Source organism: Thiothrix sp. (genome assembly GCF_028714775.1).
GTDB lineage: Bacteria > Pseudomonadota > Gammaproteobacteria > Thiotrichales > Thiotrichaceae > Thiothrix.
Map to the genome: position 1 here is coordinate 1 of NZ_JAQTLS010000011.1, position 15222 is coordinate 15222.

Consider the following 15222-nt stretch of genomic DNA (forward strand, 5'->3'; position numbering starts at 1 on the left):
TGCAGTGGCAGAAAACCTCCGCTTGTGGATGCTGTTTTTATGGCCTCCAAACTTAATCGCTAAGGCAAATGGCAATGTCACCTTGCTGCTGAAAACCGCTGATTAGGAAAATTGTCGTGTACAGAGGTTGGGAAGGTAAGATTTTTTCCATTGGCGCTAGTGTTGGTTTGCTGGAATTCATGCCTTCCTCCCATGTACAAATCAAACAGCTTTTTGCTGATGCCGATAGGGCTTGCTACACGGCGAAAGCATTAGGCCGGAATCAGGTGTTTGTCCATGTGGGGCATGAGGAGCCGACGGCAATTTCCAGCCAGCGGGTGCATGACTGGGGTAAGTTGCTGAAAGATGCGATCCGTGAAGACCGCTTTATCCTATTTATCCAGCCCATCGTGCCGCTGCATTCGGGGCATCTTGAACGTTTCAGGCAGTATGAAGTGTTGTTGCGCTTGCCTTTCCGGCAGGCATTGTTGAATCCGGGCAGTTTTTTGCCGATGGCTGACCGGCTGGATTTGATGACGGGGATCGACCGTTGGATCATCCGTAAGGCGCTGGATGCCTTGGTGGAATGTTGCGGCGGGAGGTCGGGGCAAGGCCGCGTGAAGACCCGTTTGATGATCAACCTGTCTGCTCAATCAGTGCAGGATGCGGGATTCTTCGAGTACGTGGAACAGCAGATCAAGCGGGTTGATGTTGACCCCGGTATGATTTGCTTTGAAATTTCAGAGTCGGTGGCGATCAGTAATTTTGTCCATGCCAAGCGGGTGATGAATGCCTTGCACGGTTTGGGTTGCCATCTGGTGCTGGATGACTTTGGCAGCGGTTTTTCTTCCCTCAACTACTTGCGCGAATTACCGCTGAGTTACCTGAAAATTGACGGTAATTTCGTCCACAATCTGGTATCCAACCCGGTTGATGCAGCGATGGTGAAAGCTGTGCATGAAGTAGGGCGGGTCATGAACCTGCTGACGATTGCGGAATTGGTGGAAGATGCTGAAACCCTACAAGGGCTGCGCCAGATCGGTGTGGACTTTGCGCAAGGCTATTACTGCGGTCGTCCGGTTCCGCTGGCACAGTTGCGCCAATACACGCAGGAAAGTACAGATGTGGCGGCGGCTTAATTTCACCGCTGGACTTGAAAAGCGTGTCAATAGACTGATATACAGGGTGTTATCAGTCTAACTTCGGTACATTATTTTGCGCCCTTTGCCTATTTTCGCTGTGCTGTTTTTACTCATCCCTGTCATTGAAATCTGGCTGCTGATTAAAGTCGGCGGTGCACTTGGGGTGTTGCCCACCATTTTGTTGCTGATCTTGGCAGGGATGTTGGGTATGGCATTGTTGCGCCATCAGGGGTTTGCGACCTTGGCGCGTTTCCAACGCAGCATGAATGAGGGGCAAGTGCCTGCACAGGCGATGCTTGATGGCGTGGTGCTGTTGGTCGCGGGAGTGCTGTTCATGATCCCCGGTTTTTTCAGCGATATACTGGGGCTGCTGTGCCTGTTCCCGCCTACCCGCTACCTGCTGCTTAAGGTATTGCTCAAACGCGGTACGGTGTCGGTGCAAGGTTTCCAATACACGCAATCCACCCGGCAGGGTAGCAATGACATCGAAGGTGAAGTGGTTAGCCGCAAGGACAACGACCAACTTCCGCGCTGATCCGCGCATTTCCACGTAAAAATTTCAGGGGGCTGCCCTTGACTTTGCCTAACCCATCCCTATTATTAGCACTCACTAGCCTAGAGTGCTAACAACAACCCTAATGCCCTAATCTTATTTGGTTTGAGGAGAAGACTTACTATGAATATCCGTCCATTGCATGACCGCGTGGTAGTACGCCGTATGGAAGAAGAACGTAAAACTGCCAGCGGTATCATCATCCCTGACAATGCTACTGAAAAACCTGATCGCGGCGAAGTGCTGGCGGTAGGCCCAGGCAAAGTTGGCGATGACAACGAGCGTGTTGCACTGCAAGTGAAAGTCGGTGACAAAGTTTTGTTCGGTAAATACGCCGGTACAGCAGTCAAGTTGGATGGTCAGGAAGTGCTGATCATGCGCGAAGAAGACCTGCTGGCGATTATCGAAGGCTAATTTAAGAGGATTATAAGATGAGTGCTAAAGAAGTACGTTTTGGTGATGACGCTCGCGTTCGCATGGTTCGCGGCATCAATGTTCTGGCAAATGCTGTAAAAGTTACTCTGGGTCCTAAAGGCCGTAACGTTGTGCTGGAAAAATCTTTCGGCGCACCAACTGTGACTAAAGACGGCGTTTCCGTTGCCAAAGAAATCGAACTGGAAGACAAGTTCGAGAACATGGGCGCACAGTTGGTTAAAGAAGTTTCTTCCAAGACTTCTGATGCGGCGGGTGACGGTACTACGACTGCAACCGTTCTGGCACAAGCCATCGTGCGTGAAGGCATGAAGTCTGTTACTGCAGGCATGAACCCAATGGATCTGAAACGCGGTATCGACAAAGCAGTAATCGCTGCGGTTGCTGAACTGCACAATATGTCCAAGCCTTGCGCTGACACCAATGCCATTGCCCAAGTCGGTAGCATTTCTGCTAACTCTGACGACGCTATCGGCAACATCATTGCCACCGCAATGGACAAAGTAGGCAAAGAAGGCGTCATCACTGTTGAAGAAGGTTCCGGCCTCGACAACGAACTCGACGTAGTTGAAGGTATGCAGTTCGACCGTGGCTACCTGTCCCCTTACTTCGTCAACAACCAACAAAGCATGTCGGCTGAACTAGAAAGCCCTTATGTCTTGTTGTACGACAAGAAAATTTCCAACATCCGTGAATTGCTGCCAGCCCTCGAAGGCGCTGCTAAAGCAGGCAAACCACTGATGATCGTTGCGGAAGACATCGAAGGCGAAGCACTGGCGACACTGGTTGTGAACAACATCCGTGGTATCGTTAAAGTTGCTGCGGTTAAAGCACCGGGCTTCGGCGACCGCCGTAAAGCCATGCTGCAAGACATCGCTATCCTGACTGGCGGTACGGTTATCTCTGAAGAAGTTGGCCTGACTTTGGACAAAGTAACATTGGACGATTTGGGTCAAGCCAAACGCATCAACGTTACCAAAGACAACACCACGATCATTGATGGCGCTGGCGCTGCTGATGACATCAAAGCGCGTGTTGACCAAGTACGTGCGCAAATCGAAACCACTTCATCTGATTACGACCGTGAAAAACTGCAAGAGCGCGTTGCCAAACTGGCAGGCGGCGTTGCGGTCATCAAAGTTGGTGCTGCTACCGAAATCGAGATGAAAGAGAAGAAAGCCCGCGTTGAAGATGCCCTGCACGCTACCCGTGCGGCGGTTGAAGAAGGCGTTGTTCCTGGCGGTGGTGTTGCTCTGGTACGTGCGCTGCAAGCGATTGCCAACCTGAAAGGCGACAACCACGAGCAAGACGTTGGTATCCAAATCGCCATGCGTGCGATGGAAGAGCCACTGCGTCAAATCTGTGCGAACGCGGGTGATGAGCCATCTGTTATCCTGAACGCGGTTAAAGCGGGCGAAGGTAACTACGGTTACAACGCACGTACTTCCGAGTACGGCGATATGATCGCGATGGGCATCCTTGACCCAACTAAAGTTACCCGTACTGCACTGCAAAACGCAGCGTCTGTTTCTGGCCTGATCATCACTACCGAAGCAATGGTAGCTGAACTGCCGAAGAAAGATGGCGGCGCTCCAATGCCTGATATGGGCGGCATGGGTGGTATGGGCGGCATGATGTAATTGCATCAGCCCTCACCCCAAACCCCTCTCCCGCGAAGCGGGCGAGGGGCTTTGAGAAAGAAGCCCCGCTTGTCGGGGTTTTCTTTTGTGGGTAAGGCTTGAGTTCATGCGGCAAAAGGTCTATATTTTTGGTATATACTTTTTGGTGAGGGGGCGCGTGATGCAAACAGCAAAAATCTTTCAGAATGGGCGTTCGCAAGCCATTCGTTTACCCAAAGCTTTTCGGTTGTCGGGTACTGAAGTCAGAATTTCCCGCGATGGCAATCGCATTATTCTTGAACCGCTAGAGCAGTCTTGGGGAGATTGGTTGCTCGCCATCGAACAGTTTTCAGACGATTTCATGGCGCAAGGACGCGAACAGCCTGCCGTGCAAGAGCGGGAGTGGTGATGAAGTACCTGCTGGATACCAACATCTGTATTTACCTCATCAAGGAAAAACCGCCAGAAGTGTTGGTGCGTTTTACTGCATTGAAACCGGCGCAAGTGTTCATTTCAGCCGTTACGGTGTTTGAATTGTATTATGGCGTTGAAAATAGTCAGGCTCACAAACGCAACTTGGAGGCGTTGGAAAAATTCCTGCGTCCGATGACTATCCTCGACTTTACCCATGAAGATGCCAAACAAGCTGCACGGATTCGTGCTGACCTCAAGCGCAAAGGTACACCCATTGGAGCTTATGATCTGCAAATTGCCGCGACAGCGTTAGCCAATGACTTGACGGTAGTGACTAATAACACCGATGAGTTTCAGCGGGTTGTCGGTTTGAGGCTGGAGAATTGGGTTTAGTGGATAAACCCTAAACTTTTGGTTTGACTTCACACTGGCAAAATTGCAGTTGTTTTTTAACGTAGAGCTAACCGGCACTGCGCGGCTTTATCGCGCAGCGTCCGAGTTGACTGCCGGGTTAGCAGTTTTTTCCAATGCCCGGCGCATGGTACGTAATGTCTTGCTTAGTTAAAGTGCCTGCTTTTTCCTTAAGCAGTGCATCTCTGACGGACAGAACAGTTGCTACCGAATTCTCAATGGTAGAACTGGTGGTTGCGCAAGCCAATTTCTTATATATCTCTTCCGGTAGCCACATAGCCAACTCCCAATTTAGTTGATTAGCCTTCCGATAATCTGAGTCTGGCGAATCCTCTTTTAGAGTTGTGGCAAGAGATAAGTATTCAGCAACACGCACTGCTTGTTCACGCACCTTGAGTTCCCACTTTAGGTCTTCGAGGAATTGTGAATGTTCTTTTTGAAGAGACGTTTTCAATCTTTCACTAATCCAGAGCGATGCTAGATATTGGAGCGCTGCGAATAGAAGGACTCCCAAGCTGACTTCTGGCAAACCTATGTCGATGGTCATAGTCTTTCCTGCTAACTACTATTAGGCGACCTAATGTCGCCGTTCAAAACGACATCCTGTCGCATATACCCGACTGGATGCCAACGATTTCAGGGAATTGTAGCGTACCCTTCCGTGTAATACGACCTAAGCATAAAGTGGGAGTGGGCATGTTTAACCCTTGAATCGGGGTTTTCTTTTGCCTGTTGAAACTGCATACTTGGCTAATCAGGAATTGAGGTAGTGATTAGCCATGATTAAGCGTAACGCTGCGGATTTGTTGAAGAAATTGGCTGTGGGTTTCCCTGTGGTGTCGATTACTGGGCCACGTCAGAGCGGTAAAACCACCTTGGCGCAACATTGTTTTGCGGAAAAACCTTACGTCACGCTGGAAGACCCCGATACCCGCGACTATGCCTTGCATGATCCGCGTAGCTTCCTCGCGCAATTTCCTGATGGTGCGGTTTTGGATGAAGTGCAACGTTGCCCCGATTTGTTTTCCTACCTGCAAGGTATCGTTGACCGTGATGGACGTATGGGCTTGTTTATCCTGACAGGTTCACAACAGTTCAGTTTGAAAGAGGGTATCAGCCAGTCATTAGCGGGGCGGGTGGGCATGGTGCATTTGTTGCCCTTGGCTCAGGATGAATTGCTGGCAGCCGGGGATTTACCGACGACGTTGGATGAATTTCTCTACAAAGGCTCATACCCGCCGATCTATACCCGCCCCGTGGATGCGTTCCAATGGTATGCCAACTATGTCAGCACTTATCTGGAACGGGATGTGCGGCAGTTGATCAATGTGCAGGATTTGGCCTTGTTCCAGCGTTTTTTGCGGGTATGCGCCCATCATGTTGGGCAATTGGTCAACATGACGCAGATTGCGAATGATTGCGGCATTTCCCAGAAAACGGTGGAGGCGTGGCTGTCTGTGCTGGAAGCCAGTTATCTGGTGGTGCGTTTGCAGCCGTGGTATCGCAATTTCAATAAGCGTTTGGTGAAAACGCCGAAACTGTATTTTTATGACACGGGCTTGGTGTGTTGGTTACTGGGCATCCGTGAGGTCGAACAGGTTAAGTTTCATGCCATGCGCGGTGCGTTGTTTGAAAATCTGGTGATCAGCGAATGCCATAAATACCTGTTTAATCAGGGCGAACACCCCGAAATCTGGTTCTGGCGCGACCGTAGCGGGCATGAAGTCGATATGGTGCTGGAACGTGGCGGGCAGTTCCGCGCTGTCGAAGTCAAATCCGGTCAAACCCTGAGCCAAGATCAGTTCAAAGGCTTGCAGTTCTGGCAGGAGTTGACCGGCAATGCAGGCAAAGCCCTGTTGGTTTACGGCGGGGAGCAGGCACAACAGCGCACAGTGGCGGAAGTTGTGCCGTGGCGGAATCTGGCGGGCTTGCTTGCGAAAACGCAATGCATCACGGGCAGCAATCCCTGATAGTCCGTTGTAATACCGCACGAGGATGTTGCAATGGATTACAAGGAAACTGGGCGTGGTGAGAATCGCTGCTCCCCGCATAATTTGGGCATTTTTGCTGAATTGGGGAATGATTTTCTCGGCATCCTGAAAAATCTCGAAAGTAACAGCCTGAACTACGCCGCCCCTGAAGCCATTTACTATGCCGGTGAACCCGCAACGGGTGTTTATATCTTGCGTAGTGGTCATGTGAAATTGTTCAAAACCACCTCTGCGGGCAAGGATCAGATCATCCGGGTAGTCAAGCCAGGCGAAATTTTCGGCTTTGACGGGCTGGTATCCGAGCTTTACAACCACAGTGCCGTACCTTTGAGGCAAGCGGAGGTGTGCTGCATCCCCGTTGCCAGCTTGCAATCACTGGGGGCGCATAAGGCCGAGGTAGAGCGCCTGATCATGGTGCGTTGCATCAAAGAATTGCAGCACGCCGACGAGCGCTTGCTGGAGTTGGGGGCAAAACGTTCAGCCGAGCGTTTGGCTTCTTTCCTGCTGGAATGGTGCGAGGGGGTAGCGCCCGACAAATGGACACCGCTGGTGCTGTCGCGGCTGGAAATCGCCCAGCTTTTAGGGCTTACCATCGAAACGGTTAGCCGCCTGTTTGCCCTGTGGAAACGCGAAGGCGTGATCCGCGAGCTGCATCAGTCCATCCAAATCAACGATGCAACCCAATTGAAACTGCGTTCGTTAAGCAACTGATTTTCCACAACGGGGTAATGCTTCTGTTCAGCTTGGCTGGCTTACAATGCGCAAGAAATCATCTTCTTGTAGGGCATTGAGGAACCAGAATGAAAAAATATGTATTGATTGCCAGTCTAGCTGTATTGATGGGTGCTTGCGGCGAAAAAGCCGAACAAGCAGCACCGGCGTCTGAAGCCCCCAAAGCGGCGGAACAGGCGCAAACACCTGCCACACCACCAGCCCCAGCCCCTGATAAAGCGGCATTGACGGAACAAGCCAAAGCGGCGGTACAAGCTTTGGGCAGCACCCTGAAAGGTGAACTCGAAGCTGCGATGACAGCGGGTGGGCCAGTGGAAGCAATGGGCATTTGCAATACCAAAGCCCCTGAAATTGCCAAAGCCGTATCTGCTGAAAAAGGCATGGAAGTCAGCCGCGTTAGCCTAAAGAGCCGCAACGCCAAAACAGGTGTTGCCAACGACTGGCAAACCAAGGTACTCAATGATTTTGAGACCCGCAAGACCGCAGGCGAAGACCCCGCGACGCTGGTGTATAGCGAAGTGGTGGGCAATGAATTCCGTTTCATGAAAGCCATCCCCACGGGGGCGGTGTGCCTCAAATGCCACGGCACTGACATCAGCCCGGCAGTCACTGCTAAGTTGACCGAACTGTATCCACAAGACAAAGCGACAGGTTACAAGGAAGGCGATTTACGCGGTGCATTCGTGGCGGTGAAGCACTTTTGATGCAAGCGGCACTGCCGGGCATTCCCGGTAGTGCTGTTAAATGGTGGGTATTTATTTAACAGCTTATGCGGATGGTTTAGAGTTTCCTGAAGGCAGCAGCGATGTCCTCAACGTTCAGCTCTTGGATGGGTTTTAGTTGTGGCGCTTCTTCGGGTTGCTGGCAATATTCGTTGGGTATTTCGAGGGTTAAGGTGCGGGTTTCCAAATTAAAGGTGGCTTTGTCTTTGGCGAAGTGGGCATTTTTTGGGAAGGTATATAGCTTAGAATAAAAGCATATTTTGTAGAAACCTGATACTAGCTTGATTTTCTTGGCATAAAATGAGGTTTCACTCGGTTCTGGAATCTTGCTGAAGGCAATGAAACCTTCCCGGCTGACATCAAATTGTAGCCAGTCACCGGAAGACCAGCCTAGCTTCCTGAATAGCCCAGCGCCGAAAGTAAGGCAAATGTTGCTCCGCCCACCAATGTCTTCCATTCCTAAAATAATATCGAAACTTCCCGCAGCGTTTTTCGTAGTCATTCCTTTTCCCTGTACCCTCCAGTAAAATTGTTTGTTCCAAATTCAGAAATAAAGAAGAGAGCTAAGTGCGCCTGAGCAAAATCCGCATTGCCGGATTCAAAAGTTTTGTTGATCCCGTCACGCTGGATTTACGCAGCAACCTTACCGGCATTCTCGGCCCCAACGGTTGCGGCAAATCTAACACCATTGACGCAGTACGTTGGGTGATGGGCGAATCTTCCGCTAAACACCTGCGTGGCGCTTCGATGGAAGATGTGATTTTCAACGGCTCTTCTTCGCGCAAACCTGTTGGCTTGGCCTCTGTCGAATTGGTATTCGACAATACTGATGGAACTCTGGGAGGAGAATACGCCAAATACGCCGAAATTTCCATTAAGCGGCAGGTGAGTCGTGATGGCGACTCAAAATATTTCCTCAACGGCTCGAAATGCCGCCGCCGTGACATCACCGACATCTTTCTGGGAACAGGCTTGGGGCCGCGCAGCTACGCCATTATCGAGCAGGGCATGATCTCGCGCCTGATCGAGGCCAAGCCGGAAGAACTGCGTAATACCCTCGAAGAAGCTGCGGGTATTTCCCGTTACAAAGAGCGCCGCCGTGAAACCGAAACGCGCATGGCGCACACCCGCGAAAACCTCGAACGCCTGACCGACCTGCGCGAAGAGGTCGAAAAACAACTCGAACGCCTCGACAAACAAGCCAAAGCTGCGCAACGTTTCCGCGAGTTACGCGATGAAGAGCGCAAGCTCGAAGCCTCGGTATTACTGTTGCAATGGGATGAACTCAAAGCCGACAGCGAAGCCCGTTTGCGTGACTTGAGTGTGCGTTCCACCAGCTATCAGGCGCAAATTGTCCAAGTCCGCCATCTCGAAGCCATTGTCGAAGACCTGCGCCAGCAATACATTGCCGCCAATGACGCGCTCAATGAAGTGCAGGGCGAGTACTACCAAGCGGGTGCTGAAATTGCCCGCCTTGAACAAAGCCTCCAGCACCAACGCGACATCCAACGCCGCCAGCAAGAAGCCTTGCGCAATGCCGAAAGCAGCATCGAAGAGACCCTGCGCCACGCCGCCGAAGACCGCGAAAAACTGCTCGCCAGCACCCAAGCCCTTGCTGACCTCGAACCCCACGAAGACGAACTCAACGAGCAAGTCAGCATGGCGGAAGAGCGCTTGTTTGACGCCGAAGAGCGCCTCAACGACTGGCAAGAACAATGGCACACCATCCAGCAGCGTATTGCTGAACCTACCCGCCAAGCGCAGGTGGAAAAAGCCCGCATGGAGCAACTCGACCGCCAGCTCCAACAAACCCTGCAACGCTTTGAGCGCCTCCAACAAGAAGCTACTAGCCTCGCCACCAACCACTTCGCCGAAGATTTGCAACTGCTGGAAGCCCAGTTAGACGAAGCCAGCGAAGCACATGCCAGCGCCGAGTTTCAGCTTGAAAGTGTGACCACCAGCCTGCACCAATACCAGCAGCAACAGCGCGAACTCCAATCCCAACTTGATACCCAGCGTTCCCAACGCCAAGCCCTGCAAGGCCGTTTGGCATCGCTGGAAACCCTGCAACAGGCCGGGCTGGACAAAGCTAATAAAGCCCGCCAACAGTGGCTGCAAGCACACGGTCTGGACAAAAATCCGCGCCTTGCCGAACAGTTGCAGGTGGAAAATGGTTGGGAATTGGCAGTGGAAACGGTGCTGGGAGAGGATTTGGATGCAGTCTGCTTGAAGAACCCCTCACCCCTAACCCCTCTCCCTCAAGGGGAGAGGGGAAAAGAGGGTTATCCTAAAGCTGGAGTTACGTTGCTGGAAACGGAGTTGGACACTCTTTCTCCCTCTCCCCTTGAGGGAGAGGGTTGGGGTGAGGGGTATCTTCACCATAAAATTAATCACCCCCCCGCAGCCCGTAACCTATTCGCCACCATCCGCTGCGCCGAAACCCTGTCGGAAGCCCTTGCCCTGCGCCACACGCTTGCTCCCGGTGAATCCATCATCACCCGCGATGGCCTGTGGCTCGGTTCCAACTGGTTGCGCAGCCGCCGAAACAACGATGCCCACAGCGGTATCCTGCAACGCCAGCAGGAAATCGAAAGCTTGCGCGGGCAATTGGAAGCACTCGAAACTAGCCTTGCCGCTTTGCAGGAACGCACGGAAAGCTTGCGCAATACTATCCGCGAGCACGAGCAGCAACGCCAGCAAGCACAGGCCGAAACCAACCAGTGTCACCGCGCTGTCTCCGAACACCGCAGCCGTTTACACGCACTGCAACAACGTCTTGACCAGCTTCACAGCCGCAGCCAGCAAGTGGAAGCCGAGTGCGAGGAGCTTGAAAGCCAGCGGATGCAACAGGAAGAAGACCACCTGCTTGCCAGTGAACGCCGCGCTATTGCTCTAGAAGCGCTCGAAACTGTGCAAGAGGAACGCGAACAACTCGCCGACCAGCGCGAAGACTTGCAGCACGCCGTCAGTGAAGCCCGCCGTAGCCAGCGTGAACTTCAGGACGAAGTGCAAGACATCCGCCTCAGCATTGAAACCAACCGCAACCAGCGCGACAACAGCCAACGCCAACTCGAACGCATTACCAGCCGCCTCGAATTGCTCGAACAGCAACGTGATGTGCTGTTGGAACAGCTCCACATGCAGGAAGACCCCGCCGCCGATCTGCAAACTGATCTCGAAGACGCGATCACGACCCGCGCTGACGTTGAATTACGCCTAAGCCAAGCCCGCCAAGCCGTGCAAGTGCAGGAAGCTGACATCCGCAAGCACGACCAAGAGCGCATCCAAGCCGAACGCCTTGCCGAACAGATGCGCAATGAGCAGGAAAGCCGCAAGCTTGAATGGCAAACCGTGCAAGTGCGTGAACAAACGGTTGCCGAACAGTTTGTCAAAACCGAATTTGTCCCCGCGATTTTGCACGCTGAACTGCCCGACGATGCCGAAATCAGTGTGTTCCAACAGCAATTGGAAGCCACCCAGCGCAGCATCCAGCGCCTCGGGGCGATCAACCTTGCCGCAATTGACGAGTTCCGTGAGCAAAACGAGCGCAAGCAATACCTCGACCAGCAAAACGATGATCTGGTGGCGGCGCTGGAAACACTGGAAACCGCCATCCGCAAAATTGACCGCGAAACCCGCGCCCGTTTTAAAGACACGTTTGATCGGGTGAATGTGCGGCTGCGTGAAATGTTCCCACGTTTGTTTGGTGGCGGCGAATGTTACCTGGAAATGACAGGTGATGACTTGCTGACCACTGGGGTGTCGATCATGGCGCGTCCGCCCGGTAAACGGCTTTCCAGCATCTACCTGATGTCGGGCGGGGAAAAGGCATTGACGGCGGTGGCGCTGGTGTTTGCCATTTTCGAGTTGAACCCCGCGCCGTTTTGTATGCTGGATGAGGTCGACGCGCCACTGGATGAAGCCAACGTGGGACGCTTCTGCGAACTGGTGCGGCATATGGCAGAACAGGTACAATTCATCTTCATTACGCACAATAAAACCACCATGGAACTTGCCGAAAACCTTATCGGTGTTACCATGCGGGAACCGGGTGTCTCGCGGTTAGTGGCGGTCGATGTGGCTGAAGCTGTAAAACTGGCGAACGGCTGATAGATAAACACACAAGGAATAGACAAGGATTTTGCAATGGAGTTGGTAAGCCTGATTATCATGGTGCTGGGGTTGGTTGCGTTGGTAGCCATTTACGTCATCAGCCGAATTTCCCGTCGTGATTTGCCGCAAAAGCGGGACGCAAATGTCCCGGTATTACGCGATGCGGACGGTAATGAAATTTCCAGCGTGTTGGACGATGTACCCGCACGGGATGGCAAGCGCCCATCCGCTAATGCCCGCAATTTGTCGGATGTGATGATGTCCGGCGTGGCAGGCAAATCTACAACTCCCGAAGCAGAAGTTGCCAAAAACGTGGTGCTGCCGCCGCAATTGGTATTGTTCATTGCTGCCGATATTGATGCCGGTTTTGCGGGCGAAGAAGTCCTCAAAGCGCTGGATAACGCGGGGCTGAGTTTCGGCGATATGGGCATTTTCCACCGCATGGTCTTGACCGGCGAAGGCGAAGCCAGCTTGTTCAGCGTTGCCAATGGCGTGAAACCGTGGACGCTGGTTCCCGAAGAGTTGGTGGAACAGGCCACGCCGGGGCTTTCCATGATTTTGAACCTGCCTAGCCCGATCAATAACAATGAAGCTATCCACGACTTCATGCGTACTGCTGAGCGCTTGGTCGCTGATTTGGGCGGTGTGCTAAAAAATCAGGAACAACAAGCGATTACGGCGGAATACCGGGCTGATTTGCTGGCGTTGGCAGGCTAAAAACCTATGCCGTTTGTCGGAAAAGCGCGGGCGGATATGCCGTGATAGGGCTTGATTGATTAAATGATAATGATTATCATCTGCTGCATACTATAATCTGTCGGTATCACTTTGCATTATTGCAGCAGGGTGTGGTCGTATTATTTTTAATCGGGAGTAGAGTGATAATGAAAAAAGTATTTTGTTGGCAGCAGCCGTGTTGGGTACGTTATCTGCCAATACGCAAGTGTTGGCGGGCGCAAGTGGCAGTGTTGCTGTCACCAGCAACTACGTGGCACGCGGTTTGACCCAAACGCAGGATGACGAGGCGGCGTTGCAAGGCACATTCAATTACACCACCCAAAGTGGCCTGTATGGGGAAGTGTTCGGTTCCAACGTTAAATTCAATGGTATCCGCGACACTGAAATTGATCTGTCTGCGGGCTACAAAAAAGACTTGGAAAATGGCTTGGGTTACGATGTCGGTGTCGTCAAGTATGTTTATCCAGAGCACAGTTCCCCAGATTATTCAGAAGCCTACGGTAAACTTTCTTACAAAGGCTGGGGCGCGGAAGCTTACTACACCGTTGACAGCAAAGACGCGACCAATGCCGTCCAGAAAGGGGATGTGTATTACGCCTTAGGTTACAACGGCGAACTCCCGAACAATTGGGGTTACGGTGTGCAGGTCGGGCATGATAATTTCAAAGCCGCCGATGCAGATTATGATCACGCGCAAGTGTCCTTGACCAAATCGCTGGATAAGATGGGCGACTTGGCATTGGTAGTGGATCATGCCGACACCGGGATAGGTACGGCTCCCAACGGCACGAAAGAGAACCGCGCCAGCCTGACGTGGACGAAAAATTTTTAAGCCACTAAAGTGAATTCAGGAAGCGTAACAGCGCGTTACGTTCTTCCTTGCTCATGGTGAGCACGGCTTGGCGGGCTTTTTCGGCTTCGCCGCCGTGCCACAAAATCGCTTCCAGTAGGTTGCAGGCGCGTCCATCATGCAGGAAGCGGGTATGCCCGTTAACCGTTTCGACCAAACCAATTCCCCATAGCGGTGCGGTGCGCCATTCATTGCCACTGGCTTCAAAGTCTGGGCGCTTATCCGCCAATCCCTCCCCCATGTCGTGCAACAGCAGGTCGGTAAATGGCTGGATCGGCTGATGTTCCAATTCCGGGAAACCGGCTTTGCTGCCAGTGGTGATGGCGGGTGTGTGGCAAGCCGCGCATCCGGCCTGTTGGAACAGCTTTTGCCCTTGCAAGACGCTGGTGTCCTCCACGTCACGGCGGGCAGGGACAGCCAACAAACTGGCGAAAAACGTTACGGCATCCACGGTGGTTTGCTGGGCTTCCGGTTTGCCACCATCGGGTTGCTGGCGGCATTCCTGCTGTTTGGTGGTGCAGGAAGGTTCGGGGCGAAAGGTGGAGGTAATACCAATGTCGTTATTGAATGCCGTCGTGGTTTGCTGCGCCACGCTCGGTTGGTTAGCTTTCCAGCCGAAACGCCCCAGTACAGTTTTTTGCTGCGCTGCATCCCAGGCGTAGTTCGGGTGGCCTGAAATGCCATCGCCGTTTTTATCGTCGGGGTCAGCTTGGGCAAGGATGTCGGTTTCTTCAATCGCTTCCAGCAAACCCAGCCCAATCAAGGCGGGGGCAACGCGGGCGGATGTTTGTATGTTTTCAGGTAACTTGCCGTAATTCAGCGCTTCGATTAGCAGCTTGGGTTGCAGGAGGGTGTAGGTTTCACCGTCCTTGAACGTGCCTTTGATTTCGGTGTATTCAAAACGCGGCGTGCCTTCGCCTTTTACCCCGTCAATGCCGTGAATTTGTAACTGGTCGCCGTAAGTGGGTTCGGGGACGACGCCGATAGTCCGCTGCATTGCCCGTTGCGCAGCGGTTTTGGGTGGAATGCTCAAACGCACCAGCGTTGATAGGAATGCATCATCCTTGCTCAGTGGCGGGTGGCCTTTGCCCGCTTGGACATGGCAGTTTTGGCAGCTATTGATGTTAAACAATGGCCCCAGCCCGTCACGCGCAGGCGTGGGGGAGGGCGCAACTACCCACGGCTGTTTGAAAAAGGCATTGCCGATAAAAAAATCATTTTGCCGTGAGGGGCTGATGTTGGCGGCGGGGTGGGAGAAGGCGCTCATGCTGGCATCAAATACGGTCGTTGCCCCGCCCGACTGTCGTGGGTCGGGGGTGGCGGGTGTTGCATTGCTGTTAGCGATCCCCGCCAGTGCCAGTAGGCTAAGGGCTAAAGTCGGTTTCATGACCCGTCCAGTCTCTTCTCAAGGTTCCGCCGAATCATAAACGTTATCGTTGGCCTTGCGCAGGAAATCTTGTAGACGTGGCAAAAAACAGTTTTTTTCTACCTTACTCATGAACTCTTGATATTTGTCGACAATTGAA

At 52.6% G+C, this 15222-nt stretch carries 15 protein-coding genes; 12 read left to right on the plus strand and 3 right to left on the minus strand.

Annotated elements, in window-relative coordinates; genetic code table 11:
* Positions 1 to 116: 116 nt before the first annotated feature.
* The 6 genes from PHE17_RS11620 (at position 117) to PHE17_RS11645 (ending at position 4532) form a co-directional block, all read left to right on the plus strand.
* Positions 117 to 1118, plus strand: a complete 1002-nt coding sequence (locus PHE17_RS11620; RefSeq protein WP_301016023.1) for a bifunctional diguanylate cyclase/phosphodiesterase — start codon at positions 117 to 119, stop codon at positions 1116 to 1118.
* 76 nt (positions 1119 to 1194) lie between these two features.
* Complete coding sequence (locus tag PHE17_RS11625) at positions 1195 to 1656, plus strand: FxsA family protein (protein WP_301016024.1); 462 nt, start codon at positions 1195 to 1197, stop codon at positions 1654 to 1656.
* Positions 1657 to 1797: 141 nt separating this feature from the next.
* Positions 1798 to 2088 carry a co-chaperone GroES gene (groES, locus tag PHE17_RS11630; RefSeq protein WP_301016025.1) on the plus strand — a complete coding sequence of 97 codons (291 nt, stop codon included), beginning with the start codon at positions 1798 to 1800 and terminating at the stop codon, positions 2086 to 2088.
* A 17-nt stretch (positions 2089 to 2105) separates the two neighbouring features.
* A complete protein-coding gene (groL, locus tag PHE17_RS11635) occupies positions 2106 to 3746 on the plus strand; it encodes a chaperonin GroEL (RefSeq protein ID WP_301016026.1) in 1641 nt (546 codons plus the stop codon).
* Between the two features lie 160 nt (positions 3747 to 3906).
* Positions 3907 to 4134, plus strand: coding sequence for a type II toxin-antitoxin system VapB family antitoxin (vapB, locus tag PHE17_RS11640; RefSeq protein ID WP_301016027.1), 228 nt, complete (start codon positions 3907 to 3909; stop codon positions 4132 to 4134).
* On the plus strand, positions 4134 to 4532 hold the full coding sequence (locus PHE17_RS11645) for a type II toxin-antitoxin system VapC family toxin (RefSeq protein WP_301016028.1): 399 nt from the start codon (positions 4134 to 4136) through the stop codon (positions 4530 to 4532). The genes vapB and PHE17_RS11645 overlap by 1 nt, the downstream gene beginning before the upstream one ends.
* Positions 4533 to 4650: 118 nt before the next feature.
* Here PHE17_RS11645 and PHE17_RS11650 read toward each other — a convergent pair whose 3' ends face one another.
* Entirely contained in the window at positions 4651 to 5097 is a 447-nt protein-coding gene (locus PHE17_RS11650; RefSeq protein WP_301016029.1) for a hypothetical protein, read from the minus strand.
* 232 nt (positions 5098 to 5329) lie between these two features.
* Between PHE17_RS11650 and PHE17_RS11655 the strand changes: the two genes are divergently transcribed.
* From PHE17_RS11655 to PHE17_RS11665, 3 genes are all read left to right on the plus strand, one after another.
* On the plus strand, positions 5330 to 6520 hold the full coding sequence (locus PHE17_RS11655) for an ATP-binding protein (protein WP_301016030.1): 1191 nt from the start codon (positions 5330 to 5332) through the stop codon (positions 6518 to 6520).
* Positions 6521 to 6553: 33 nt separating this feature from the next.
* On the plus strand, positions 6554 to 7252 hold the full coding sequence (locus PHE17_RS11660; protein ID WP_301016031.1) for a Crp/Fnr family transcriptional regulator: 699 nt from the start codon (positions 6554 to 6556) through the stop codon (positions 7250 to 7252).
* An 89-nt stretch (positions 7253 to 7341) separates the two neighbouring features.
* Positions 7342 to 7977, plus strand: coding sequence for a DUF3365 domain-containing protein (locus PHE17_RS11665; protein ID WP_301016032.1), 636 nt, complete (start codon positions 7342 to 7344; stop codon positions 7975 to 7977).
* A gap of 76 nt (positions 7978 to 8053) precedes the next feature.
* Here PHE17_RS11665 and PHE17_RS11670 read toward each other — a convergent pair whose 3' ends face one another.
* Positions 8054 to 8497: a hypothetical protein gene (locus tag PHE17_RS11670; RefSeq protein ID WP_301016033.1), complete on the minus strand. Its 444-nt coding sequence runs from the start codon at positions 8495 to 8497 to the stop codon at positions 8054 to 8056.
* Between the two features lie 65 nt (positions 8498 to 8562).
* Between PHE17_RS11670 and smc the strand changes: the two genes are divergently transcribed.
* The 3 genes from smc (at position 8563) to PHE17_RS11685 (ending at position 13678) form a co-directional block, all read left to right on the plus strand.
* Entirely contained in the window at positions 8563 to 12105 is a 3543-nt protein-coding gene (smc, locus tag PHE17_RS11675; RefSeq protein WP_301016034.1) for a chromosome segregation protein SMC, read from the plus strand.
* Between the two features lie 36 nt (positions 12106 to 12141).
* Positions 12142 to 12825: a cell division protein ZipA C-terminal FtsZ-binding domain-containing protein gene (locus PHE17_RS11680; RefSeq protein WP_301016035.1), complete on the plus strand. Its 684-nt coding sequence runs from the start codon at positions 12142 to 12144 to the stop codon at positions 12823 to 12825.
* A gap of 181 nt (positions 12826 to 13006) precedes the next feature.
* The gene (locus PHE17_RS11685; RefSeq protein WP_301016036.1) at positions 13007 to 13678 is read left to right on the plus strand and encodes a TorF family putative porin; all 672 of its coding nucleotides are present in this window, start codon (positions 13007 to 13009) and stop codon (positions 13676 to 13678) included.
* 4 nt (positions 13679 to 13682) lie between these two features.
* On the opposite strand, the gene PHE17_RS11690 is transcribed toward PHE17_RS11685, so the two are convergent.
* Entirely contained in the window at positions 13683 to 15083 is a 1401-nt protein-coding gene (locus PHE17_RS11690; protein ID WP_301016037.1) for a di-heme oxidoredictase family protein, read from the minus strand.
* Positions 15084 to 15222 lie beyond the last annotated feature (139 nt).

Bases quoted from the DNA above. Each gene is read 5' to 3' on its own strand.
- PHE17_RS11645 (WP_301016028.1), top strand. From the start codon at position 4,134: ATGAAGTACCTGCTGGATACCAACATCTGTATTTACCTCATCAAGGAA.
- PHE17_RS11690 (WP_301016037.1), bottom strand. From the start codon at position 15,083: ATGAAACCGACTTTAGCCCTTAGCCTACTGGCACTGGCGGGGATCGCT.
- PHE17_RS11650 (WP_301016029.1), bottom strand. From the start codon at position 5,097: ATGACCATCGACATAGGTTTGCCAGAAGTCAGCTTGGGAGTCCTTCTA.
- PHE17_RS11680 (WP_301016035.1), top strand. From the start codon at position 12,142: ATGGAGTTGGTAAGCCTGATTATCATGGTGCTGGGGTTGGTTGCGTTG.
- groL (WP_301016026.1), top strand. From the start codon at position 2,106: ATGAGTGCTAAAGAAGTACGTTTTGGTGATGACGCTCGCGTTCGCATG.
- PHE17_RS11655 (WP_301016030.1), top strand. From the start codon at position 5,330: ATGATTAAGCGTAACGCTGCGGATTTGTTGAAGAAATTGGCTGTGGGT.
- groES (WP_301016025.1), top strand. From the start codon at position 1,798: ATGAATATCCGTCCATTGCATGACCGCGTGGTAGTACGCCGTATGGAA.
- PHE17_RS11670 (WP_301016033.1), bottom strand. From the start codon at position 8,497: ATGACTACGAAAAACGCTGCGGGAAGTTTCGATATTATTTTAGGAATG.
- PHE17_RS11665 (WP_301016032.1), top strand. From the start codon at position 7,342: ATGAAAAAATATGTATTGATTGCCAGTCTAGCTGTATTGATGGGTGCT.
- PHE17_RS11660 (WP_301016031.1), top strand. From the start codon at position 6,554: ATGGATTACAAGGAAACTGGGCGTGGTGAGAATCGCTGCTCCCCGCAT.
- vapB (WP_301016027.1), top strand. From the start codon at position 3,907: ATGCAAACAGCAAAAATCTTTCAGAATGGGCGTTCGCAAGCCATTCGT.